Origin of the sequence: Marinobacter azerbaijanicus (genome assembly GCF_030250645.1) — a bacterium.
Classification (GTDB): Bacteria; Pseudomonadota; Gammaproteobacteria; order Pseudomonadales; family Oleiphilaceae; genus Marinobacter; species Marinobacter azerbaijanicus.
The window spans coordinates 193,979-216,110 of the sequence record NZ_JASSVS010000005.1 but is presented as its reverse complement, the minus strand read 5'-3'; the positions used below and the strand labels follow the sequence as shown (position 1 = coordinate 216,110).

At 57.7% G+C, this 22,132-nt stretch carries 24 protein-coding genes; 20 read left to right on the top strand and 4 right to left on the bottom strand.

Annotation, left to right across the window (positions count from 1 at the left end; translation table 11 throughout):
• Nucleotides 1–9: 9 nt before the first annotated feature.
• From QPM17_RS11985 to QPM17_RS11975, 3 genes are all read right to left on the bottom strand, one after another.
• The gene (locus QPM17_RS11985; RefSeq protein WP_285390987.1) at nucleotides 10–2,475 is read right to left on the bottom strand and encodes an efflux RND transporter permease subunit; all 2,466 of its coding nucleotides are present in this window, start codon (nucleotides 2,473–2,475) and stop codon (nucleotides 10–12) included.
• An 11-nt stretch (nucleotides 2,476–2,486) separates the two neighbouring features.
• Entirely contained in the window at nucleotides 2,487–3,476 is a 990-nt protein-coding gene (locus tag QPM17_RS11980; RefSeq protein WP_285390985.1) for a WD40/YVTN/BNR-like repeat-containing protein, read from the bottom strand.
• A 260-nt stretch (nucleotides 3,477–3,736) separates the two neighbouring features.
• The gene (locus tag QPM17_RS11975; protein WP_285390984.1) at nucleotides 3,737–5,443 is read right to left on the bottom strand and encodes a sigma-54-dependent Fis family transcriptional regulator; all 1,707 of its coding nucleotides are present in this window, start codon (nucleotides 5,441–5,443) and stop codon (nucleotides 3,737–3,739) included.
• Nucleotides 5,444–5,829: 386 nt separating this feature from the next.
• On the opposite strand from QPM17_RS11975, the gene QPM17_RS11970 reads away from it, so the two are divergent.
• The 20 genes from QPM17_RS11970 (at nucleotide 5,830) to QPM17_RS11875 (ending at nucleotide 21,333) form a co-directional block, all read left to right on the top strand.
• Nucleotides 5,830–6,081: a phenol hydroxylase subunit gene (locus tag QPM17_RS11970; RefSeq protein ID WP_285390983.1), complete on the top strand. Its 252-nt coding sequence runs from the start codon at nucleotides 5,830–5,832 to the stop codon at nucleotides 6,079–6,081.
• Nucleotides 6,082–6,130: 49 nt separating this feature from the next.
• A complete protein-coding gene (locus QPM17_RS11965; protein WP_285390981.1) occupies nucleotides 6,131–7,132 on the top strand; it encodes an aromatic/alkene monooxygenase hydroxylase subunit beta in 1,002 nt (333 codons plus the stop codon).
• Nucleotides 7,129–7,398: an MmoB/DmpM family protein gene (locus QPM17_RS11960; protein ID WP_285390980.1), complete on the top strand. Its 270-nt coding sequence runs from the start codon at nucleotides 7,129–7,131 to the stop codon at nucleotides 7,396–7,398. The genes QPM17_RS11965 and QPM17_RS11960 overlap by 4 nt, the downstream gene beginning before the upstream one ends.
• A gap of 14 nt (nucleotides 7,399–7,412) precedes the next feature.
• Nucleotides 7,413–8,960 (top strand): aromatic/alkene/methane monooxygenase hydroxylase/oxygenase subunit alpha, encoded by a 1,548-nt coding sequence (locus QPM17_RS11955; RefSeq protein WP_285390979.1) that lies wholly within the window; start codon nucleotides 7,413–7,415, stop codon nucleotides 8,958–8,960.
• 65 nt (nucleotides 8,961–9,025) lie between these two features.
• Complete coding sequence (locus QPM17_RS11950) at nucleotides 9,026–9,385, top strand: phenol hydroxylase subunit P4 (protein ID WP_285390978.1); 360 nt, start codon at nucleotides 9,026–9,028, stop codon at nucleotides 9,383–9,385.
• A gap of 10 nt (nucleotides 9,386–9,395) precedes the next feature.
• Nucleotides 9,396–10,457 carry an NADH:ubiquinone reductase (Na(+)-transporting) subunit F gene (locus tag QPM17_RS11945; protein WP_285390976.1) on the top strand — a complete coding sequence of 354 codons (1,062 nt, stop codon included), beginning with the start codon at nucleotides 9,396–9,398 and terminating at the stop codon, nucleotides 10,455–10,457.
• A 13-nt stretch (nucleotides 10,458–10,470) separates the two neighbouring features.
• Nucleotides 10,471–10,806: a 2Fe-2S iron-sulfur cluster-binding protein gene (locus QPM17_RS11940; protein ID WP_285390975.1), complete on the top strand. Its 336-nt coding sequence runs from the start codon at nucleotides 10,471–10,473 to the stop codon at nucleotides 10,804–10,806.
• Between the two features lie 4 nt (nucleotides 10,807–10,810).
• Nucleotides 10,811–11,734 carry a catechol 2,3-dioxygenase gene (locus tag QPM17_RS11935; protein WP_285390974.1) on the top strand — a complete coding sequence of 308 codons (924 nt, stop codon included), beginning with the start codon at nucleotides 10,811–10,813 and terminating at the stop codon, nucleotides 11,732–11,734.
• A 46-nt stretch (nucleotides 11,735–11,780) separates the two neighbouring features.
• Nucleotides 11,781–13,241, top strand: coding sequence for a 2-hydroxymuconic semialdehyde dehydrogenase (locus QPM17_RS11930; RefSeq protein ID WP_285390973.1), 1,461 nt, complete (start codon nucleotides 11,781–11,783; stop codon nucleotides 13,239–13,241).
• 7 nt (nucleotides 13,242–13,248) lie between these two features.
• Complete coding sequence (locus tag QPM17_RS11925; RefSeq protein ID WP_285390972.1) at nucleotides 13,249–14,109, top strand: alpha/beta fold hydrolase; 861 nt, start codon at nucleotides 13,249–13,251, stop codon at nucleotides 14,107–14,109.
• Nucleotides 14,109–14,894 (top strand): 2-oxopent-4-enoate hydratase, encoded by a 786-nt coding sequence (dmpE, locus tag QPM17_RS11920; protein WP_285390971.1) that lies wholly within the window; start codon nucleotides 14,109–14,111, stop codon nucleotides 14,892–14,894. The genes QPM17_RS11925 and dmpE overlap by 1 nt, the downstream gene beginning before the upstream one ends.
• A 23-nt stretch (nucleotides 14,895–14,917) precedes the next feature.
• Nucleotides 14,918–15,853, top strand: coding sequence for an acetaldehyde dehydrogenase (acetylating) (locus QPM17_RS11915; protein WP_285390970.1), 936 nt, complete (start codon nucleotides 14,918–14,920; stop codon nucleotides 15,851–15,853).
• 12 nt (nucleotides 15,854–15,865) lie between these two features.
• The gene (gene dmpG, locus QPM17_RS11910; protein WP_285390969.1) at nucleotides 15,866–16,903 is read left to right on the top strand and encodes a 4-hydroxy-2-oxovalerate aldolase; all 1,038 of its coding nucleotides are present in this window, start codon (nucleotides 15,866–15,868) and stop codon (nucleotides 16,901–16,903) included.
• Entirely contained in the window at nucleotides 16,900–17,694 is a 795-nt protein-coding gene (gene dmpH, locus QPM17_RS11905) for a 2-oxo-3-hexenedioate decarboxylase (RefSeq protein ID WP_285390968.1), read from the top strand. Before dmpG ends, dmpH begins: the two co-directional genes overlap by 4 nt.
• Before the next feature lie 36 nt (nucleotides 17,695–17,730).
• Nucleotides 17,731–18,321 (top strand): 2-hydroxychromene-2-carboxylate isomerase, encoded by a 591-nt coding sequence (locus QPM17_RS11900; RefSeq protein WP_285390966.1) that lies wholly within the window; start codon nucleotides 17,731–17,733, stop codon nucleotides 18,319–18,321.
• On the top strand, nucleotides 18,321–18,956 hold the full coding sequence (locus QPM17_RS11895; RefSeq protein ID WP_285390965.1) for a glutathione S-transferase family protein: 636 nt from the start codon (nucleotides 18,321–18,323) through the stop codon (nucleotides 18,954–18,956). The genes QPM17_RS11900 and QPM17_RS11895 overlap by 1 nt, the downstream gene beginning before the upstream one ends.
• Before the next feature lie 9 nt (nucleotides 18,957–18,965).
• Nucleotides 18,966–19,157: a 2-hydroxymuconate tautomerase gene (locus QPM17_RS11890; RefSeq protein WP_285390964.1), complete on the top strand. Its 192-nt coding sequence runs from the start codon at nucleotides 18,966–18,968 to the stop codon at nucleotides 19,155–19,157.
• Between the two features lie 38 nt (nucleotides 19,158–19,195).
• Complete coding sequence (locus QPM17_RS11885) at nucleotides 19,196–19,894, top strand: class III extradiol ring-cleavage dioxygenase family protein (protein ID WP_285390963.1); 699 nt, start codon at nucleotides 19,196–19,198, stop codon at nucleotides 19,892–19,894.
• Nucleotides 19,895–19,922: 28 nt separating this feature from the next.
• Nucleotides 19,923–20,876 (top strand): ketopantoate reductase family protein, encoded by a 954-nt coding sequence (locus QPM17_RS11880; protein ID WP_285390962.1) that lies wholly within the window; start codon nucleotides 19,923–19,925, stop codon nucleotides 20,874–20,876.
• Nucleotides 20,877–20,889: 13 nt separating this feature from the next.
• Nucleotides 20,890–21,333 carry an acyl-CoA thioesterase gene (locus tag QPM17_RS11875; RefSeq protein ID WP_285390960.1) on the top strand — a complete coding sequence of 148 codons (444 nt, stop codon included), beginning with the start codon at nucleotides 20,890–20,892 and terminating at the stop codon, nucleotides 21,331–21,333.
• An 18-nt stretch (nucleotides 21,334–21,351) separates the two neighbouring features.
• Here the strand turns inward: QPM17_RS11875 and QPM17_RS11870 are convergent, their stop codons facing one another.
• Complete coding sequence (locus QPM17_RS11870) at nucleotides 21,352–22,035, bottom strand: type 1 glutamine amidotransferase domain-containing protein (RefSeq protein ID WP_285390959.1); 684 nt, start codon at nucleotides 22,033–22,035, stop codon at nucleotides 21,352–21,354.
• Between the last annotated feature and the right edge of the window lie 97 nt (nucleotides 22,036–22,132).

Genomic DNA, 22,132 nt, shown 5'->3' with positions numbered 1-22,132 from the left:
ATACCGGGCTTAAGCCCGGTACGGTTCTCCCGGCACGAATCCATCATCCTGTTCCCGCGGGGGCGCAGACGACGGAGATGGTGTTGGTTTGGGACGGTCGGCGTGGAGAATGCCGTCTTCGTCGGCGTAGACATCGGTGACAAAGCGCGGTTTGAACACCAGCACCCAGGAGGGCACCAGCAGCATGGCGGCCATGCCATTGATCACAATCATCACGCACAGCAGCAGCGCCGCATCGGACTGGAAACGCAGGTCCGAGAAGATGACCCACATGATGATCCCGGCCATCAACGTCAGGGCGGTGAAACTGATCGCCATACCAGTGGTGGAAATAGCACGCCTGACGGCATCACGGAGATTGCCGAATCGGGCCATTTCTTCCCGGATGCGGTCCATCATGTAAATGGAATAGTCGATGCCGACCCCAATGCCCACGGCAATCACCGGAACGGTATTGATGTCGATGCTAAGGCCGTTCAGCCCCATGTAGGCGTAGGTGAGAGTGGTGGCAAACAGCATCGCCAGCAGCATCATCAGTCCGGCATGCCAGGAGGTGTAGAACAGCATCACGAAGATGAAAATCAGCAGGAACACCAGTGGCAGCACAATGACGTTGGTTTCAAAGGCGGACTCGTTCATCGCCGCGGCCACACCGAGGGTGCCGCCAGCCAGTCGGATGGTCAGTCCTTCAACGCTGTCCCCGTTTTCCGAAATCCACTCCTTGGCCATGTGAATGGCACGGCGAATGGTTTCGCCCTGGCGGTCCTTGTAATAGAACACCAGATTGGCGATGCGATCGTCGGTGTCGTTGAATTCATCAAGAGCCCCGGGAATCGGACTGGAGGCCATGTAAGTGAACATAAGGCCCCCCACGTAACCGGCATCATGGGGAATCTGGTACCAGCGGGGGTCATTGTTGTGCATCAGGCGGTTAACCTGTTTGACCAGGTCCGGCAGGCCCTTGCTGCCGCCCACTTCGGGATCCTGCAGCATATGGGACTGCAGGTCCGACAGGGCTGCCAGCACCTCGGGTCGCTTCAGGCCGCCTTTTTCGTCAGTTTCGGCCACGATGTAGAGTTCCTCGGATCCGGGGAAGCGGTCGTTCACCACACGTGACGAGATGTTGTAGTCATGGTCCGGATACAGGATCGGTGACCCGGGCTCGGAATCGCCAATCTGCACGTTGGATGACGCCAGCAGTCCCGCCACCATGGCCAGGGCGGCAACACTGAGGACAACTCTTGCGGCGCCGGGCCTGGTGACGGTGCGGGAGCAGCTGGCACCGATGTGGCGCAGGAAAGTCTCGCGAATTTCCGGATTCTTTGGTGTTGGCAGGATCGACAGCAACAGGGGCACACCAATCAGCACGGTGAACACCACAGTGATGGCCCACAGGGAGGCATAGATGCCCAGGTGCGTATTCAGTGGTATGGACCCGATTGCGATTAGCGACAGGCCAATGGCATCCGAAACCACACCCAGGGAGCCGGGACGGAACAGACTGTCGAAGGTTGCTTTTGCTGCTTCTGGCCCACTGCCACGTTCCACGGTTTCCGCGTAGTAGCGTTCCACAAGCTGTACACCATGACTCATGGCCCTGGCCGCAATCAGGAAGGGGATGACCAGGCCCAGTGGGTCAAGGTTGTAGCCAAGCAGGCTGATAATGCCCAGGCCCCAGATGGTGGAGACAAGCACCCCGCCCAGAGGAATGAGAACGCCATAGGCCTTGCGGAAGTGAAAGATAAGCAGGGCCAGCATGGTGACCACGGTGAAAATGAAGATCTGGAGAATCTGTTCCATGTAGGTATAGGCCCAGCCCACCAGCACAGGCTGGCCTGTGGCATAGATCGTGACGCCGGCCTGATCTTCCTCGGCGCGCAATTGCTGAAGTTGGGCGAAGGTTTTCTCGTAATCCAGCTGGCCCTCAATCAGCTGCGCCTTGACCAGCGCCATCTTCATGTCTGGCGACACCAGCGGGCCATAAACCCGTGGATTGGCGGACACATCTGACCTCATGGCCTGTAAGGCTTCCTCGGAATACATTCCGGACGTGGAGTCGTAATAGGGCTCCGAATTGATACTGCCTACCTCGGTCAGCCAGATTTTGCGGGAGTTGCGGTGAGTCACGCTGGAAACCAGGTTGTGGTTGACTCCCGGAAGGCTATCCACTGCCTGGGTTATCCTGTCGATCTTGGCCAGTTTTTCGTTGGTGAAGATGTCGCCGTCCTCGAACTCGACTCCCACCACAAGAACATTGGCCCCGCCAAAACTGTCCTTGATGCTGTTGTGCAGCTCGATGTAGGGATGTTGTTGGGGCAGAAGATCGGCGAAATCGGTGTAGATCTTCAGTCCGGGAATACGTAGCGCAAACGCCAGTGTGAGAATGGCAATAACACTCAGCACCTTGCGCGGGTTGTTAAAGATCCATACCTCCAGCATGTGGAGCAGATGGGTAAAGCGATGCAATCCAGGCATGGCGGATTTCCTCAGTCAGTGCTGGCCGAGAAGGCCGCGGGAATTTCAAGGTTCAGCAGAAGACCACGAGCGCCTGCGGCGAGCAGCTGGTTATCGGGAAGTAACAGTCCGCTGCGCAGATACAGGGGCTGGTCGGAGGTGGATATCTTCTGCCAGGACCCATCGGCGTGTTTCAGTACCGTGGCGTTATCCGCCAGGGCATAGAGTCCGGATGGGCCGGAGACAAAGCCGAAAACAGGGGTGTTGATTCCGGTTGGTGATCTCTCCCAGCTTTCACCGCCATCAGTGGTGTGATAGATGAAACCATTGAGGCCACCAACCCAACCTTCATCCTGCGAACTGAAATAGCTGGTATGGGCGTAGAATTCATCCGGCAGGTAGCCGGCATAATCCCAATTTTTGCCACCGTCTCTGGACCTGAGTACCAGGCCATACTCACCGGTGATAAAAGCGTTATTGGAATCAAGGAATTGCAGATTGTTGAGGATGGCGTCCTCGTTCAGTGAGGTTTCGGTCCAGGTCTCACCCCTGTCGCTGCTGCTCTGGATGGTGGTGAAGCTGCCGGCGGCCCACCAGCTTCCATCGGGAGCGCAGGCTGCGGTCATCATCTGTTCCTGACTGGACAAAGCATGCGCAGTCCAGTTCTCGCCACTGGCGTCACCATGCCAGAGCTCGTTATTGAAACTCAGGGCAATAAAACTGTTGTCCGGGCATACGTCCAGGGCAAGAAAGCTGTCGGACGTGGGGGTCTGTCGGCGCCAGGTTTCGCCATTGTCGGAACTTACCAGTACAACGCCGTTGTTGCCGGAGAGGACAATCACTTCATTGTTACGGGCCATGGCCTGGTAAAAGTCTGTTCGCTTGACAGCCTGTTGCGACTGTTCCCGAACGGCTTCCAGATTCAGGGACGCCTCACAGCCTGTCATCAAAAGCGTGGACAGTCCGGCTAACGATACGGCTTTGCCAGCGGTGCGCCATGGGCGCAGGGGGGCATTTCGCATTTTATGTCACCGTCTTTGTTTTTGTGGATAAAGCGACTGAGGGTGAGATAGCAACGCTTATGCCATGCCCGGGATGTTTTTATTAAAGTGTTGAAAAATAGATAAAAACCAGATCAGTGTTAGCGCAGGTTAAGGCGTTGGGAAGAAATCCCGGCGATTGATTTTCATCAAATGATAAAGTCTGGAAGGGACTTGCTGATTTCGTGAAGCGGGTGTAGGGGGAAGGGGCGACGTCCGTGTCGGTGCTTGCTTTTCGGTGGTCAGCTTTCAGCCAGAATTCCGGATTTCTTCAGCCTGTAGGCGAGCGCCGGGCGGGTCAGCCCCAGTATACGGGCGGCGCCGGAAACATTCTGGTTTGCTTCTTCCATGGCGCGGCGCATTAATGTTTCTTCCACATCGTCCAGGCCGATACCATTTCCCAGAATCTGGCTGGCCCAGTCCCCGGCTGGCACCTCACTGCCCTCTGTAACAAGCTGGCCCTGGCTGTCGAGAACTCCCTGAGGTTGGCTCGATTGTGGCTCGGGGATACCGGCAAATAGTGATTCGCGGCTGATCGATTCATTGTTATCGGTCAGGATTACCCCGCGTTCAATGACATTCTCCAGTTCCCGGATGTTGCCCGGCCAGTGGTAGTGCTGGCAGAGATCGAGGGCTTTGTCAGACAGCCCGAGTGTGCGTTTGTTGTATTCTGAATGGAATTTATTCAGGAAATGCTCCGCAAGCAACGGCAGGTCTTCCAGTCGTTCCCGAAGCGGTGGGATTTTCACTGGAAACACGTTCAGCCGGTAAAACAGGTCGGAGCGGAAGCGGCCCTCCTCAACAGCCTTTTCCAGGCTTTCATTAGTGGCTGCAATCACCCTGACATCCACAGCCCGTGTGCGGTTATCACCCACCCGTTCCAGTTCCCCTTCCTGCAATACACGGAGCAATGTGGCCTGGGCCCGGGGTGTCAGTTCAACGACTTCGTCAAGAAAAATGGTGCCGGTGGTTGCGCGCTCAAATCGACCGGGCCGGGACTGGTTTGCACCGGTGTAGGCGCCCTTTTCGACACCAAACAATTCGGCCTCGATCAGATCCGGGGGGATAGCGGCGCAATTGACGGCCACGAAAGGTTGTTCGGCGCGATCGCTGCGAAGGTGAACGCTTCGTGCAATCACCTCTTTGCCAACCCCGGTTTCGCCCAGCAACAGGACCGACACCTTGCCCATGGCGGCCTTGTCGATCATCTTGCAGACCTTGTTGTAGGAGGCGGACTGGCCGATGCCGTAGTATTGCCCCTGCTGTTTCTCAAGGCTGCTGCGCAATGAGCTCACCTGGCTCTGAAGGTCATACAATTCCTCAATGATGGCATCGGCCTTGAAGTACTTGGTGAACTCGGCGGCGTCTTCCCACTCTTCAGCCGGTTTGCCTACAATCATGCACTTGTCGTCGCCACAGCCGCGGCAGCTGACCTCCCGGAAGATGATTTCCCTCCCCATGAAAGAAGACGTATAAGCGCAGGCGTATCCCAGCAGGGACCAGCAGGCAGGCTCGTCCATCTGTCCCAGTTCCGTCTGGCAGATATCCACTTCAAAGGAGTCGATCCATTCCAGCTCGCCATAGAAACCGCCGGAATCCTGGTCAATATCGATCTCGATGGGAACGGCTTTGACCATGCCCTTGAGGGAGTGCAGTTGCGGGCCGGCAAGGAATATATCCAGTTCGCTGCAATGGGGGCGGAGTTTTCGGGCCAGTTCGGCATCTTTTAGTCCCGACTGGTAGCCCAGGCGCAGGAAAAAGCCCTTGGCACGTTCAATGCCAATGGTATTCACCATCTCTCGGCGAAAAGCGGCCATAGCGCTGACCTGCATAAGCAGCATGCGCTGTTCGCCGAACCAGATTTTGCCCTCCGTGCTCTGGAAGCGGATCTGCTCCGTGAGATCCTGAAAATCCACATACTGCAGTTGTGGTTTATAGGTAATAGCCATGTTCAGGAAGCCCCGTTTGTTGTTTTATGGGGGGTCGCATCCGGGTTGAGGTCATCCAGTGCGAAAGCAGCAAATCGCTGCTCTTTTCTATATAACACCCTATCCCTGGTAAAGATCAATCAAATGATCAATTCCTGAACGAAACCCCTGGTGGCCGGTGAGCTGAGCATTTGCTCAGTTCAGGTTTTCAGGTTGATCAAATGATGAAAAATATCCCTTTCCATACTCTGAAACTCTCAGGGAACCTGTTGCCTGGAGTTGTCTAACAATCCCGGAAAATCCATTGAAAACAATCGTGTGAAGACTTCATTGCGAGGTTTTTTCAGAGCTTGGCACAGCCGTTGCTCATGTCATGGCAACCGATAACAAACACAACGGTGCCAACAATGACCAATCAAGCCATAAGCTTCGACGATATGCCCCGCTACATACGGGTGCGTAGTGGGCCGGAAGACAGGTTCGTGGAGTTCGACTTTGCCATCGGTTACCCCGAACTGTTTGTTGAGCTGGTGCTCCCCCGGGATGCCTTCGACATCTTTTGCCGGCACAACAAGGTGATCCACATGGATTCCGACATGATCCGTGAGATCGATGCCGACATGGTCAAGTGGCGCTTTGGTGAAAAGGGCCACCGTTAACCCGCGTTCAATCGAATCTTCACTCACAACAACAAGACGGTAAGTTGATATGAGCATTGAGATCAAAACCAACTCGGTGGAACCCATCCGCCACACCTACGGACATATTGCCCGGCGTTTTGGTGAAAAGCCGGCGAGCCGTTACCAGGAAGCCAGCTTCGATATTGAAGCCACAACCAACTTCCATTACCGGCCGCTGTGGGACCCGGAGCGCACTCTGAACGATCCCCGCAGAACCGCCATTCGCATGCAAGACTGGTATGCAGTGACCGACCCGCGTCAGTTCTATTACGGCGCTTATGTGGGCAATCGCGCGAAGATGCAGGAGTCCGCAGAGACCAGTTATTCCTTCTGCGAGAAGCGTAACCTGCTGACACGGTTGCCCGAAGAGACTCGGGAGCAGCTTCTGCGCCTGCTGGTTCCGCTGCGTCATGTTGAGCTGGGCGCCAACATGAACAACAGCAAGATTGCAGGCGACGCCATTGCCACCACCGTGGCCCAGATGCACATCTACCAGGCCACCGACCGCCTGGGCATGGGCCAGTATCTTTCCCGCATTGCTCTGATGATCGATGGCAGTACCGGTACCGCTCTGGATCACTCCAAATCCTACTGGATGGACGATGAGCTCTGGCAGCCAATGCGCAGACTGGTTGAGGACACCCTTGTGGTTGACGACTGGTTCGAGCTGACCGTGGTTCAGAACCTGCTGATCGACGGCCAGCTCTATCCGCTGATTTACGAAAAGATGGATGAGTGGCTGGGAGAGCAGGGCGCGGAGGATGTCTCCATGCTGACCGAGTTCATGCGCGACTGGTTCAAGGAATCACTGCGCTGGACCAATGCCATGTTCAAGACTGTGGTCGCGGAGAGCGACGCCAACCGGGAGCAGATCCAGGCCTGGATCGATCACTGGGAACCACGGGTATACGAAGCCCTGTTGCCGATTGCCAATGAAACCACCGGATCTGAGGTGCTGGATGAAATTCGCGCCCAGTTCGCCACTCGTCTCGACAAGCTCGGAGTACAGGGCAAGGGAGTACAGGCATGAGCCAGCTCGTATTTATCGCCTTCCAGGACAACGACAACGCACGGTACCTGGTGGAAGCCATCCAGGAGGACAACCCTGAAGCGGAAGTTCAGCACCAGCCGGCAATGATCCGGATTCAGGCGGAAAAACGCCTGGTGATCAACCGGGAAACAATGGAAGAAAAGCTCGGTCGCGATTGGGACGTGCAGGAGATGCTGATCGATGTGATCAGTATCGGCGGCAACGTCGATGAAGACGACGACCACTTCATTCTTCAGTGGAACTGATCAGGAGACACATCATGGCTGTTAAAAACAAAAAGCTTAATCTTAAAGACAAATACCAGTACCTGACCCGGGACATGGCCTGGGAGCCCACTTACCAGAAAAAGAAAGACATTTTTCCGGATGAGGACTTTGAGGGCATCAAGATTACCGACTGGTCCCAGTGGGAAGATCCGTTCCGGCTGACCATGGACGCCTACTGGAAGTACCAGGCTGAAAAAGAGAAAAAGCTGTACGCCATCTTTGACGCCTTTGCCCAGAACAACGGCCACCAGAACATTTCTGATGCCCGTTATGTGAATGCACTGAAGCTGTTCCTTACAGGTGTATCACCGCTCGAGTACGCAGCATTCCAGGGATACGCCCGGGTTGGCCGTCAGTTCAGCGGTGCCGGCGCCCGTGTGGCCTGCCAGATGCAGGCCATTGACGAACTGCGTCATTCCCAGACCCAGCAACACGCCATGAGCCACTACAACAAGCACTTCAACGGCCTGCATGATGCCTCGCACATGCACGACCGGGTGTGGTTCCTGTCGGTGCCCAAGTCGTTCTTCGACGATGCCCGTTCCGCCGGCCCGTTCGAATTCCTGACGGCAATTTCATTCTCGTTCGAATATGTGCTGACCAACCTGCTGTTCGTGCCGTTCATGTCCGGCGCCGCCTACAACGGCGATATGGCGACCGTCACCTTCGGCTTTTCAGCCCAGTCTGACGAGGCGCGGCACATGACCCTGGGCCTTGAGGTGATCAAGTTCATCCTCGAGCAGCACGAAGACAACGTTCCCATTGTCCAGCGCTGGATCGACAAGTGGTTCTGGCGCGGTTTCCGCCTGCTGAGCCTGGTGGGAATGATGATGGACTACATGCTGCCGAACAAGGTCATGTCCTGGGCCGAAGCCTGGGAGGTGTACTACGAGCAGAATGGTGGCGCCCTGTTCAAGGACCTTGAACGTTATGGCATTCGCCCGCCCAAGTATCAGGACGTGGCCAACGATGCCAAGAATCACGTCAGTCACCAGGCGTGGAGCACCTTCTACCAGTACAGCCAGGCCACCAATTTCCATACCTGGATGCCGGAAGAGGATGAAATGAAGTGGTTGTCAGAGAAGTACCCGGAAACTTTCGACAAGTACTACCGGGACCGCTTCGAGCATTGGGACAAAGAGCAGAAAGCCGGTCGGCGCTTCTATAACAACACCCTGCCGCAACTGTGCCAGGTCTGCCAGATTCCGACCATCTTTACCGAAAAGGATGATCCTTCGATGCTCAGCCATCGGCAGATCCAGCACGAGGGTGAGCGCTATCACTTCTGCTCCGATGGCTGCTGCGACATCTTCAAGAACGAGCCTGAAAAGTACATCCAGGCCTGGTTGCCGGTACATCAGATCTACCAGGGCAACTGCGAAGGCGCAGACGTCGAGACAGTGGTATCGAAGTACTACCACATCAAGCTCGGCGAGGACAATCTGGAGTATCTGGGCTCGCCGGATCATCAGCGCTGGCTGGAGATCAAGGGCCTGAAACCAAGGGCCAGCAAGCCTGGCAGCGAGCAGGATGCAGCTTGAGTTGTAGCGCGTCCGGGCGCTGACTGCCCGGACGCAGTGACCACGAAAACAACAAGGTGATCACCATGAGTGTCAACGCAATTTCCGAGTACAAGGCCGAACCGAAAGACCGCGTGGAAAACTTCCATGGCATGCAGTTGCTCTACATCTACTGGCCACACCACCTGATGTTCTGCTCGCCGTTTGCCGTGATGGTTGCGCCGGACATGACCTTCGGCGACTTCCTGGAGCAGGTATTGAAGCCTGCCGTTGCAAGCCATCCCGACAGCGCCAGAGCGGATTTCCTGAAAGCGGAATGGAAGCTGAACGACGAACCGTTCACGCCAGATGTGTCCGCCACCATGAAGGACAGTGGAATTGACCATAAGAGCATGCTGACAGTAACCACCCCTGGCCTGGATGGCATCAGCGGTTCCGGATCCTGAGGACAATGTCATGAGTTATACCGTCACCGTAGAGCCAATCGGCGAACAGATAGAAGTAGAGGACGGCCAGACCATCCTTGCGGCTGCCCTGCGCCAGGGCGTCTGGCTTCCTTTCGCTTGCGGCCATGGCACCTGCGCCACCTGCAAGGTTCAGGTCATCGAAGGCGATGTGGAAATCGGCGATGCCTCACCTTTTGCACTGATGGATGTCGAGCGGGACGAAGGCAAGGTCCTGGCCTGCTGCGCCACCGTTGAAAGCGACGTCACCATCGAGGCAGATATTGATGTGGACGAGGATTTTGAGGGTTACCCGGTTGAAGACTATGCGGCGACGGTTACCGATATCGTCGAACTGTCCCCGACCATCAAGGGCGTGCATCTGAAACTCGACCGTCCGATGACCTTCCAGGCCGGCCAGTACATCAATGTCGAGCTGCCGGGCGTTGATGGCCCGAGAGCTTTCTCCCTCGCCAATCCGCCCAGTAAGGCCGATGAAGTGGAACTTCACGTGCGGCTGGTCGAAGGCGGCGCTGCAACCACCTACATCCACCAGCAACTGAAGGTAGGTGAGAAGCTGCATCTGTCAGGCCCCTATGGCCAGTTTTTCGTGCGCAGTTCGCAGCCAGGCAACCTGATTTTCATTGCCGGTGGTTCCGGGCTTTCAAGCCCGCAATCGATGATTCTCGATCTTCTGGAGCAGGGCGACGATCGTCAGATCACTCTCTTCCAGGGCGCCCGCAACCTGGCGGAGCTCTACAACCATGAGCTCTTCGAGGCTCTGGACCGGGACAACGACAACTTTACCTACGTACCGGCACTGAGCCAGGCGGAAGAAGATGGCGACTGGCCGGGGTTCAGGGGCTATGTCCACGATGCGGCAAAGGAGCACTTCGGTGGACGTTTTGCCGACCACAAAGCCTATCTGTGCGGGCCGCCACCGATGATTGATGCCGCCATCACGGCATTGATGCAGGGCCGGCTGTTCGAGAGGGACATCTTCATGGAGAAGTTCCTGACCGCAGCCGACGGGGCTGAAGAAACCCAGCGCTCGGCGCTGTTCAAGAAAATCTGACCGGGGCGGCGCCATGAGCGACGGCTTCGAGATCACCGAACAGTGCAGCGGAAACCGCTTTCACTGTGAGCCTGGCCAGAGTGTGTTAAAGGCCATGGAACAGCAGGGCCTGAAGTGTGTTCCGGTAGGTTGCCGTGGCGGCGGCTGCGGATTCTGCAAGGTTACCGTGCTCAGCGGTGACTACGAATGCGGAAAGATGAGCAGGGTGCATGTACCACCGGAATCAAGGGCATGTGGCGAGGTACTGGCTTGCCGCATTTATCCTCTGAGCAACCTGACAATTGAATGCCGTCCCCGCGAAGTGGTGGAGACGGCCAGGCAGCAAACAACAACAAAATCGATGAGGTAACGTCATGAGAAAAGGTGTAATGCGTCCCGGCCATGTCCAGATCCGTGTACTCGATATGGATGCGGCTGTTAAACACTACACGGACCTGTTGGGTCTGATTGAAACCGACCGCGATGACCAGGGCAGGGTGTACCTGAAGGCCTGGACCGAGGTGGACAAGTTCTCCGTGGTTCTGCGCGAGGCGGATGAACCCGGTTGCGATTTCATGGCCTTCAAGGTGGTGGATGAGCCTTCCCTGCAGCAACTGGAGAAGGATCTGGTAGAGCACGGTGTCGACATCGAACAGGTCCCCGAAGGTGAGCTCAAAGACTGTGGGCGACGGGTCCGGTTCAAGGCTCCCTCGGGCCATACGTTCGAGCTTTACGCTGACAAGCAGTACACCGGCAAGTGGGGCATCACCGAGGTGAATCCGGAAGCCTGGCCGCGCAACCTGGAAGGGATGAAGGTCGTCCGTTTTGACCATTGCCTGATGTATGGTCCGGAACTGGCTGCCACCTACGATCTGTTCGTCAATGTTCTTGGCTTCTACCTTGCCGAACAGGTTCTGGACGGCGACGGCACCCGTATTGCCCAGTTCCTCAGCCTGTCCACAAAGGCCCACGACATTGCCTTTATTCATCACGAAGAAATGGGCAAGTTCCACCACGCCTCCTTCTACCTGGAAACCTGGGAAGACGTGCTGAGGGCGGCGGACCTGATTTCCATGACCGATACCTCCATTGATATCGGGCCTACCCGTCATGGCCTGACCCACGGCAAGACCATTTACTTCTTTGACCCGTCTGGCAACCGCAACGAGGTGTTCTGTGGTGGCGACTACAACTACCCGGACCACAAGCCCGTTACCTGGCAGGCCGAGCAACTGGGCAAGGCCATCTTCTACCACGACCGGGTACTGAATGAACGGTTCCTGACGGTATTGACCTGACTTTTCAGCAGTTCAACAGGGCTATCTATAACAGGATTAGGCAGCAATGAAAGACATCAAGCACTACATCAACGGGCAGTATGTTGGCTCCGCCAGCGGCAAGCTGTTCGACAACGTCAACCCGGCAAACGGCAAACTGATCAGCAAGGTTCACGAAGCCGGCCGGGACGAGGTGGATGCCGCAGTGAAGGCCGCAAAAGCGGCCCTGCGCGGCCCCTGGGGCAGGATGACGCTGGAGGAACGCACCAGCATCCTGCACAGGGTAGCCGACGGCATCAACGCCCGGTTTGACGAGTTCCTGGAAGCGGAGTGCCTCGATACCGGCAAGCCAAAATCCATGGCGAGCCATATCGATATTCCCCGGGGTGCGGCCAATTTCAAGGTGTTCGCGGACATGATCAAGAACGTGCCCACGGAATCCTTTGAAATGCCGACACCGGATGGCACCGGCGCGCTGAACTATGCGGTACGTCGCCCCAAGGGTGTGATTGGTGTCATCAGCCCCTGGAACCTGCCGTTGCTGCTGATGACCTGGAAAGTCGGTCCCGCCCTGGCCTGTGGTAACACTGTGGTGGTCAAGCCTTCCGAGGAGACCCCCACGACCACAGCACTACTGGGCGAAGTCATGAAAGAGGCCGGTGTGCCGGATGGGGTTTATAACGTAGTGCACGGTTTCGGTGGCGACTCGGCGGGCGCTTTCCTGACTGAACATCCTCAGGTAGATGGTTTCACCTTTACCGGCGAAACCGGTACCGGCGAAGTCATCATGAAAGCCGCCGCCAAGGGCATCCGGGACATCTCCCTGGAGCTGGGCGGCAAGAATGCCGGCCTGGTGTTTGCCGACTGTGACATGGACAAGGCGATCGAGGGCACCATGCGCTCGGCCTTTGCCAACTGTGGCCAGGTATGCCTGGGCACCGAGCGGGTCTATGTCGAACGTTCCATCTTCGATGAGTTTGTGTCACGTCTCAAAGAGGCTGCCGAGGGCCTGAAAATTGGCCCGCCGGACGATGCTGAAGCAAACCTGGGGCCGCTGGTCAGTCTCAAACATCGTGAAAAAGTCCTCTCCTACTACCAGAAGGCTGTTGATGACGGTGCCACTGTGATCACCGGTGGTGGTGTTCCTGATATGCCGGCAGAGCTTGCCGGTGGGGCCTGGGTTCAGCCAACTATCTGGACCGGTTTGCCGGAAGATTCCGCGGTGATTACCGACGAGATCTTCGGCCCCTGTGTCCACCTCTGCCCGTTCGATACCGAAGAAGAGGCCATCGAGCTGGCCAACAGTCTTCCTTACGGGCTGGCCTCGGCGATCTGGAGCGAGAACATCACCCGTGCCCACCGGGTGGCGGGCCAGGTCGAAGCCGGCATTATCTGGGTCAACAGCTGGTTCCTGCGGGATCTGCGGACGCCGTTCGGTGGCAGCAAGCAGTCCGGGATTGGTCGCGAGGGCGGTGTGCATTCCCTGGAGTTCTACACCGAAATGAAGAACATCTGCGTGAAACTGTGAGCCGATCATGACTGCATCTGAAAACAGTCCGGAAATCGGGCGTGAGATAACGGCTGCTGGCTACCGCACCAACGTGCACGACCATGGTCAGGGTGGCTTTCCGGTGATGATGATCCACGGCTCCGGCCCGGGAGTGACTGCCTGGGCCAACTGGCGCCTGGTGATTCCGGAGCTGGCGAAGCACCGCCGTGTGGTGGCGCCGGACATGCTCGGCTTCGGTTACACCGAACGCCCGGAAGACAACACCTACAACCGTGAACGCTGGGTGGCCCACGCCATCGGTGTTATGGACGCGCTGGACCTGGAGAAAGTGGATCTGGTGGGCAACTCCTTCGGTGGCGGCCTGGCTCTTGCCCTGGCCATCGAGCACCCGGAACGGGTGCGTCGTCTGGTGCTGATGGGCTCGGTTGGCGTCAGCTTTCCAATTACCGAAGGGCTGGATGAGGTCTGGGGTTACGAGCCTTCCCTTGAAAACATGCGCCGCCTGATGGACGTGTTCGCCTTCAACAAGGGCCTGCTCACCGACGAACTGGCGGAGATGCGCTACCAGGCCAGCATCCGCCCCGGTTTCCAGGAGTCTTTTGCAGCCATGTTCCCGGCTCCGCGCCAGCGCTGGGTAGACAACCTGGCGAGCCCGGAAGAAGACATCCGGGCACTGCCCCATGAAACCCTGGTGATCCACGGCCGGGAAGATGAAGTGATTCCCCTGCAGACGTCCCTGACCCTGGCGGACTGGATCGACCGGGCACAGCTTCACGTCTTTGGCCGTTGTGGCCACTGGACCCAGATTGAACATGCCAGCCGGTTCGCCCGGCTGGTGAACGATTTTCTGACCGAGGCCGATCAATCGGCTGCAGGAGAAAAATAATGGAACAGACACGTATTCAGGCACTGGGTGATGAGCTTTACCAGGCCATGCTCAGCCGGGAAGCCGTTTCTCCGCTGACCAGCCGCGGCGAAGACATCACCATTAATGACGCCTACCACATTTCCCTGAGGATGCTGGAACGCCGGCTGGCGGATGGTGCCTCCATCATCGGCAAGAAGATCGGTGTCACCAGCAAGGCCGTGCAGAACATGCTGAATGTGCACCAGCCGGACTTCGGGTACCTGACCGACGACATGGTGTTCAACAGTGGTGAGGTCATGCCCATCAGCGACCGCCTGATTGCCCCCCGCGCCGAGGGCGAAATCGCCTTCATCCTGAAGAAAGACCTGAGCGGCCCGGGCGTTACCAATGCCGATGTGCTGGCTGCCACCGAATGCGTCATGCCGTGTTTCGAGATCGTCGACTCCCGCATCCAGGACTGGAAGATCGCGATTCAGGACACGGTTGCCGACAACGCCTCCTGTGGCCTGTTTGTACTGGGTGACCAGGCGGTCTCTCCCCGCAAGGTGGACCTGGTGACCTGCGGCATGGTGGTGGAAAAGAACGGCAGCGTGCTGAGTGCCGGTGCCGGTGCTGCAGCACTGGGCTCCCCGGTGAACTGCGTGACCTGGTTGGCCAATACCCTGGGCGAGTTCGGCATCACCCTCAAGGCCGGCGAAGTCATCCTGTCCGGCTCCCTGGTTCCGCTGGAGCCGGTCAAGGCCGGTGACTACATGCGCGTAGATATTGGTGGCATCGGCAGTGCCTCGGTGCGCTTCGCCTGATCGGGATTAATGAGGACAACGTTATGAGCAAGAAAATCAAAGCAGCCATTATCGGCTCGGGCAACATCGGCACCGACCTGATGATCAAGATTCTGCGCAATGGCAAGAACATCGAAATGGGCGCCATGGTCGGTATTGACCCGGAGTCTGACGGCCTGGCCCGTGCTGCGCGTATGGGCGTCGCCACCACCCACGAGGGCGTGGATGGCCTGGTGAAGATGCCGGAGTTCGCCGACATCGACATCGTGTTTGATGCCACCTCCGCCAGGGCCCACATGCACAACGAAGTGTTCCTGCGGGGTCATAAAGAAAGCATCAAGATCATCGACATGACCCCGGCGGCCATCGGCCCCTACTGCGTCCCGGTGGTCAACCTGGAGCAGAACCTGAAGGAAGGCAACGTCAACATGGTCACCTGCGGTGGCCAGGCGACAATTCCCATGGTCGCAGCGGTCTCCCGTGTGGCCAAGGCACACTACGCCGAAATCGTCGCCTCGATTTCGTCGAAGTCTGCCGGCCCCGGCACTCGCGCCAACATCGACGAATTCACCGAAACCACCTCCAAGGCCATCGAAGTGGTGGGCGGCGCCCAGAAGGGCAAGGCCATCATCATCCTCAATCCGGCCGAGCCGCCCCTGCTGATGCGGGATACCGTCTACGTGCTCTCCGATGCCGCCGACCAGGCGGAAGTGGAAGCCTCGGTGGAAGAAATGGTCAAGGCCGTCAACAGCTACGTGCCCGGTTATCGCCTCAAGCAGAAAGTGCAGTTTGACGTGATTCCGGAAGACCAGCCCATGAACGTCCCGGGCCTGGGCCGCTTCAGCGGCCTGAAGACCTCCATCTTCCTGGAAGTGGAAGGCGCCGCCCATTACCTGCCGGCCTACGCCGGCAACCTGGACATCATGACCTCCGCGGCCCTCGGTACTGCCGAGCGCATCGCCGAATCGCTGGTCAAGTGAGGAGACTGACTCATGACTTATAACCCCGGCAAGAAACTCTATATCTCCGACGTGACCCTGCGGGACGGCAGCCACGCCATCCGTCACCAGTACTCCATCAAGAACGTGCAGGACATTGCACGGGCCCTGGACAAGGCCAAGGTGGATTCCATCGAAGTGGCCCACGGTGATGGCCTGCAGGGCTCCAGCTTCAACTACGGCTTTGGCGCCCACACCGACCTGGAGTGGATCGAAGCGGTGTCCGAAGTGATTGAACACGCCAGGATCGCCACCCTGCTGCTGCCCGGCATCGGCACCGTCCACGACCTGGACAATGCCTACAACGCCGGCGCCAGAATCGTCAGAGTGGCCACCCACTGCACTGAGGCGGATGTCTCGAAGCAGCACATTGAACACGCCAGAAAGCTGGGCATGGACACCGTCGGCTTCCTGATGATGAGCCACATGCAGACTCCGCAGGGTCTGGCGGAACAGGCCAAGCTGATGGAAGACTACGGCGCTACCTGTCTGTACGTGGTCGACTCCGGCGGCGCCATGAACATGAACGACATCCGTGACCGCTTCCGGGCGCTGAAGGATGTGCTCAAGCCGGAAACCGAAACCGGCATTCACGCCCACCACAACCTGGCCCTGGGTGTGGCCAACTCCATCGTGGCGGTGGAAGAAGGCTGTGATCGTGTTGATGCCAGCCTGGCCGGCATGGGTGCCGGTGCGGGTAATGCGCCGTTGGAAGTCTGTGTGGCCGCCTTCGACAAGATGGGCTGGGAACATGGTACCGATGTGTACGCCCTGATGGATGCGGCTGATGACATTGTCAGGCCGCTGCAGGACCGCCCGGTTCGAGTGGATCGCGAAACCCTGGCCCTGGGCTACGCCGGTGTCTACTCCAGCTTCCTGCGCCATTCCGAAGTGGCGGCGCAGAAGTACGGCCTGAAGACCGTGGATATTCTGGTAGAGCTGGGCAAACGCCGCATGGTGGGTGGCCAGGAAGACATGATTGTGGATGTGGCGCTGGATCTGCTGGCGGCGCAAAAGGAGCAGAACGCATGAGCAAGACACTAAGCCGTGAACAGATGCTGGCCCTGGCCGAACACGTGGAAAATGCCGAACTGCAGGCCCACGACATCACCAAGGTCACCAATGACTACCCGGACATGACCTTCGAGGATGCCTACGACGTGCAGTGGGAAATCCGCCGTCGCAAGGAGGAGCGGGGCAACAAGATCGTGGGCATGAAAATGGGCCTCACCTCCTGGGCCAAGATGGCCCAGATGGGCGTGGAAACCCCGATTTACGGTTTCCTGGCGGATTATTTCAGTGTTCCGGATGGCGGTGTGGTCAACACCAAGGAGCTGATTCACCCGAAAATCGAGGCCGAAATTGCCTTTGTTACCAAGGCGCCCTTGAAGGGCCCGGGCTGCCATATTGGCCAGGTACTGGCGGCGACGGACTTCGTGATTCCCGCCGTGGAAATCATCGACTCCCGCTACGAGAACTTCAAGTTCGATCTGGTGAGCGTGGTTGCCGATAACGCTTCGTCGACCCGCTTCATCACTGGTGGTCAGATGGCAGACGTTGCGGATGTGGACCTGAAGACCCTGGGTGTGGTGGTCGAGAAGAATGGAGAAGTTGTAGACGTGGGTGCAGGCGCAGCCGTGCTGGGCCATCCTGCTTCCAGCGTGGCCATGCTGGCGAACCTGCTGGCAGAGCGGGGCGAACACATCCCCGCGGGTACCTTCATCATGACCGGTGGCATTACCGCCGCCATCGCCGTAGAGCCTGGTGACAATATCACCGTGCGTTACCAGGGGCTGGGAACCGTGTCCGGGAGGTTCATCTAGACCTTCAACAAATACTGCCGCCGGAGCACGAAATTTATGAATAAGGCTATCGATCTGTATCTGTATTTCAACTTTCGCAGCCCATACTGCTACCTGGTCAGCAGTCGCATGTTCGAGGTATTCGACCAGTATCAAGTCAATATTGTCTGGCGGCCACTGGGGGGCTGGCATGGTCGGTCCGATCCGGATCGCGCAAAGGTCAAAATGCCTATTGCCCGGCAGGATGTGGCGCGCTGGGCGCGCCGGTTCGGTATGCCCCTTACTCCACCGCCAAAAACCACGGACCCGACCCGGGCGGGTGCAGGCTCCCTGCTGGCAGAAAAGGAAGGTTTGCTCAGGCCCTACCTGGTGACGATGATGCAAGCGGAGTGGTCAGAGGGCCGGGACATAGGCGATACGGATGTGCTGCTCTCGGTTGCCGAAAGCGTCGGACTGGACGGGGAAGCCTTTGCCAGGGCAATGGATGATCCTGAAAACCATGCCCAGATCGACCGGAACTGGCAGGAAGCACAGGAAAAGGGCGCTCTGGGGGTCCCCACATTTGTCATCGGCGATCAGATTTTCTGGGGTCAGGACAGACTGGACTTCGTGGCGGAGCACCTGCAGGAACTGGGAGCGGCACGCTGATGAGCAGGTTAGAGCTGATCGACAAGCCCGAATGCCCGTTCTGCTGGCGGGTCCGGATTGCCCTGACGCTGCAGGAAAGAGCTGCAGACAGCCTGGACCGGTCAGATCCAGATGTACTTGCCCGATGGCAGAGGCTGGCACCCAATCGCACTGTGCCGGTGTTGATAGACGAGGATCTGGTGCTGACGGACTCCGGGCCCATGCTGGAGTATCTGGCAGAAACGGGCCCGGCGCTGCTGCCTGATTCCCCCCGCCAGCGGGCGGAGGCGCGAAGCTGGATGGTATATGGCGATAATGTTCTGGGGCGCAGTATCCGGGAAGTGGTGTTCGAGAAGCGCGATAAACCTGAGAAGGAGTGGGACCAGAGCAGAATTCGTGCGGGGATCCGCGGATTCATGGAAGGGCTGCCGGCCCTGGAAACAGCTCTCGGCACGGAGCACTTCCTGGCCGGCAACCAGCCAACTCTGGCTGAGTGTGCCCTGTTTCCGAGGTTTGCGCTGGCGTTAGCCAATGATGTGGAGGTTCCCGAAGAGTTTCCTGCCATTCGTCAATGGCTTGGGCGCATGGCCGCTCACCCCGCGTTTGTATCTGCGAGCCCGGAACGGGTGAGGAACTTTCTGTTTGATCTTACTTGAGGAAACACCATGCCAATAGCACAGCTGTACATTCTCGAAGGGCGCACCGATGAACAGAAGGAGAACCTTATCCGGGAGGTATCGGAAGCCATGTCCCGCACCATCGATTCACCGATTGAGCGTGTGCGGGTCATCATCACCGAAATGCCAAAAAACCATTTCGGAATAGCCGGTGAACCTGCCAGTAAAGTCAGGCCCTAGACAGGTCTTCAGGTCAATGTGGATTGCCGGGGTAAATTGTGAACAGATTGCCAGTACTGTATCTGTCGTGTGAGACGAAAGCGTTGGGCGGCTCCAAAGCCCAATCCAGTCTGCGCCGTCTGGTACCGAAGGACATTGTCGTGAACAATGTGGCATTTATAACGTCTGAAAAGGGCGGCACGCGGCCGGAAATTTTTCACCAGTGTGGAAAGGGCTTCCTCGCCAGGCACCTGCAATCCAGTATGCAGGCACGCGGGTTTGATGTCGCTGTCAGCGGTTCGCGAGAGCAAGGCCTGAAACAACTGGCTGAGAGCATGATGCAACTGGTACCCGAGGAAGTGATCGAGCTGCGGCTCAACACCGGCATGACCAGCGAGCACTATCGGAACATTGGCCATTGCCTGGAAGCACTGCGGGATCAGGGCGTTTTGCTGATCTGCCTGGACAGGCTGGAAACCGATGGCAATAATGCCAGCTATCACCAGCCCCACGACAGCTATATCCGCAATCTGATTCGCCAGTGGGTTGATGAGCAGCGGTGGGCGAACGCCATGTCGAACTCGGCTTTGAAAGGTACTGGTTCATCCGCCGCCAGAGGCCGCCCCGTTGCAGATCCGACATTATGCGTGCTCAATACCGCATTCAGTCTGGGCGGAATGAAGGCGCCCCAGCGCTTGTTCGGGTTTTCACTGAATGAAAACAGCCAGTCGCTCGCCGGCTATGGCTGGATGCAATAAACTACGGAAAACACGAAGGATTCCGTAAATGCTCAGACTGTTGATGGTTGGTGCCGGTGGCATTGGTGGTTACTACGCAGCAAGGCTGTTGGATGCCGGACATCAGGTTGTATTGACTGCCCGCGGCGAACACCTTACTGCCCTCCGGGAAAATGGTCTGACCGTTCGCTACGACGGGAGTGACCTGGTCCATCGGCCAGAAGTGTCTGACCACCAGCAACTTATTGCCCGATTTCACCCGGATGACTTCGACGTTATTGTGCTTGCTCTCAAGGCGACAGCCACAGCTTCCGTGGTGGAGGAACTTGGTGACTGGTTGGCCCAGGGGCGGGTTCCCGTGCTGTCGCTGCAGAATGGTGTTGATAACGAGCCGCTTCTGGCAGACGCGATTGGTGCCGGCCGCGTTATTGGCGGGCTCGCCGTCAGGATTGGCGGGCACATTGTCAGGCCCGGTGTCATTGAAGCTGAAGGCGTGGCCCAGATAGTGATGGGTGAGTGGCCTGCCGCCGAACGCACAGCCTGCCCCCATCAGCAACTGCTGGAAACGCTGGTGAGCGAATTCAACGCTGCCGGCATCCCCACCACGCTTTCGGACCGTATTCGCCATGAACTCTGGCGCAAGCTGGTGATTAACAATGGTGTGAATCCCCTGTCAGCGCTGACGGGACTTGATACCCGCAGCCTTACTCATCATCCGGAATTCAGCCGTATCGTGTATGGCATGATGGCTGAAACCGTTGCAGCCTCCAGGGCGGATGGCGTGAACCTGGGGCAGTCAGACCTCGACGACATGTTCGAGCTGATCAGTTCGTTCAACGCCATCAAGACATCCATGCTGGTGGACAAGGAGAAGGGGCGGCCGCTGGAGCTGGACAGCATTGCCGGTGCGGTACTGCGACGTTGCAGGGATCTGGGTATCGAGGCACCCTATACCTCGACTGTGACCGCCTTGCTGGCAATTGAGGCGGAGAAACCCGGCTGACCAGAGTGATCCCATGACCGACCTGCCCTTCCGCTTCCGTTTCCGCGTCCGCTATGGCGAATGCGATGCACAGAGCGTCGTGTTCAACGCCCGCTATGCAGATTACGTGGATATTTCTGTCAATGAATACATTCGCACCCTGTTCGGGGACTACCAGAACCTGCTGGATCAGGATCTGGACATTCAAGTGGTGAGCCTGACGGTGAACTATCGTGCGCCTGCACGCTTTGATGACGTGCTGGAGGCCAGGGTCAGGGCGGGTCGGATTGGCAACACCTCATTCACGGTGCACCTGGAATTCTATCGGTATGGGGATGAGCAGCTGGTGGCCGAGGCGGATATCACCTATGTACTGATTCAGCCATCGAAAATGGCAAAAACGCCGGTACCGGCCAGAATTCGGGAGTTGCTTGAGGCGGGAGCACCCGGCGTGCTGATCAGCCACGCCGGGGAATGACAACAGTCAGGAGGGCGTTCAGCCTTCCTGAAGGGTCTGGACCACTGCCTTGGCCGCGCCTTCTGAAGAGGCCGGGTTCTGGCCGGTGATCAGTTTGCCGTCCACCACGATGTGTGGTGCCCAGTCATCGCCCTTGGAATAGGTGGCGGTATTTTCCTTCAACATGTCTTCCAGCAGGAAAGGAACAACGCCGCTCAGGCCCACGGCTTCCTCTTCGCTGTTGCTGAAACCGGTGACTTTCCGGCCTCCAACAATGTTCTGCCCTGGTTTGATTTCCACGTTCTTGAACACTGCCGGCGCGTGGCAAACGGCACCGATGACTTTGTCCTGCTCATAGGCAGTCCTGATCAGGGCAATGGACTTGTCGTCATTTACCAGGTCCCACAGCGGGCCGTGACCGCCTGGGTAGAACAGAGCGTCGTAATCGTTCATATCCACATCCGCCAGTTTTTTGGTACTGGCGAGGGCTTCCCTGGCGTGGGCATCTTCCTGGAAGCGGCGAGTGGTTTCCGTCAATGCATCGTCTGTCTCGCTGTTGGGATCAACCGGCGGTTGACCGCCTTTCGGCGAGGCAATGGTGATGTCCGCACCGGCGTCCTTGAATACGTAGTAGGGCGCGGTGAACTCTTCCAGCCAGAAGCCGGTCTTGTGTCCGGTATCTCCCATCTGATCGTGTGAAGTAAGAACCATCAGTACTTTCATCCGGTCTGTCCTTTTTGATTGGAGAAATGAATTCGGTGTTACTGCCTCATATCACCTCTGTTGCGGCGACAGTGGGGTAAATCAACCGTCGACCTGT

Excerpts from the sequence above, each read along its gene's own strand:
- QPM17_RS11985 (WP_285390987.1), bottom strand. The coding sequence starts at position 2,475 with ATGCCTGGATTGCATCGCTTTACCCATCTGCTCCACATGCTGGAGGTA.
- QPM17_RS11980 (WP_285390985.1), bottom strand. The coding sequence starts at position 3,476 with ATGCGAAATGCCCCCCTGCGCCCATGGCGCACCGCTGGCAAAGCCGTA.
- QPM17_RS11975 (WP_285390984.1), bottom strand. The coding sequence starts at position 5,443 with ATGGCTATTACCTATAAACCACAACTGCAGTATGTGGATTTTCAGGAT.
- QPM17_RS11970 (WP_285390983.1), top strand. The coding sequence starts at position 5,830 with ATGACCAATCAAGCCATAAGCTTCGACGATATGCCCCGCTACATACGG.
- QPM17_RS11965 (WP_285390981.1), top strand. The coding sequence starts at position 6,131 with ATGAGCATTGAGATCAAAACCAACTCGGTGGAACCCATCCGCCACACC.
- QPM17_RS11960 (WP_285390980.1), top strand. The coding sequence starts at position 7,129 with ATGAGCCAGCTCGTATTTATCGCCTTCCAGGACAACGACAACGCACGG.
- QPM17_RS11955 (WP_285390979.1), top strand. The coding sequence starts at position 7,413 with ATGGCTGTTAAAAACAAAAAGCTTAATCTTAAAGACAAATACCAGTAC.
- QPM17_RS11950 (WP_285390978.1), top strand. The coding sequence starts at position 9,026 with ATGAGTGTCAACGCAATTTCCGAGTACAAGGCCGAACCGAAAGACCGC.
- QPM17_RS11945 (WP_285390976.1), top strand. The coding sequence starts at position 9,396 with ATGAGTTATACCGTCACCGTAGAGCCAATCGGCGAACAGATAGAAGTA.
- QPM17_RS11940 (WP_285390975.1), top strand. The coding sequence starts at position 10,471 with ATGAGCGACGGCTTCGAGATCACCGAACAGTGCAGCGGAAACCGCTTT.
- QPM17_RS11935 (WP_285390974.1), top strand. The coding sequence starts at position 10,811 with ATGAGAAAAGGTGTAATGCGTCCCGGCCATGTCCAGATCCGTGTACTC.
- QPM17_RS11930 (WP_285390973.1), top strand. The coding sequence starts at position 11,781 with ATGAAAGACATCAAGCACTACATCAACGGGCAGTATGTTGGCTCCGCC.
- QPM17_RS11925 (WP_285390972.1), top strand. The coding sequence starts at position 13,249 with ATGACTGCATCTGAAAACAGTCCGGAAATCGGGCGTGAGATAACGGCT.
- dmpE (WP_285390971.1), top strand. The coding sequence starts at position 14,109 with ATGGAACAGACACGTATTCAGGCACTGGGTGATGAGCTTTACCAGGCC.
- QPM17_RS11915 (WP_285390970.1), top strand. The coding sequence starts at position 14,918 with ATGAGCAAGAAAATCAAAGCAGCCATTATCGGCTCGGGCAACATCGGC.
- dmpG (WP_285390969.1), top strand. The coding sequence starts at position 15,866 with ATGACTTATAACCCCGGCAAGAAACTCTATATCTCCGACGTGACCCTG.
- dmpH (WP_285390968.1), top strand. The coding sequence starts at position 16,900 with ATGAGCAAGACACTAAGCCGTGAACAGATGCTGGCCCTGGCCGAACAC.
- QPM17_RS11900 (WP_285390966.1), top strand. The coding sequence starts at position 17,731 with ATGAATAAGGCTATCGATCTGTATCTGTATTTCAACTTTCGCAGCCCA.
- QPM17_RS11895 (WP_285390965.1), top strand. The coding sequence starts at position 18,321 with ATGAGCAGGTTAGAGCTGATCGACAAGCCCGAATGCCCGTTCTGCTGG.
- QPM17_RS11890 (WP_285390964.1), top strand. The coding sequence starts at position 18,966 with ATGCCAATAGCACAGCTGTACATTCTCGAAGGGCGCACCGATGAACAG.
- QPM17_RS11880 (WP_285390962.1), top strand. The coding sequence starts at position 19,923 with ATGCTCAGACTGTTGATGGTTGGTGCCGGTGGCATTGGTGGTTACTAC.
- QPM17_RS11875 (WP_285390960.1), top strand. The coding sequence starts at position 20,890 with ATGACCGACCTGCCCTTCCGCTTCCGTTTCCGCGTCCGCTATGGCGAA.
- QPM17_RS11870 (WP_285390959.1), bottom strand. The coding sequence starts at position 22,035 with ATGAAAGTACTGATGGTTCTTACTTCACACGATCAGATGGGAGATACC.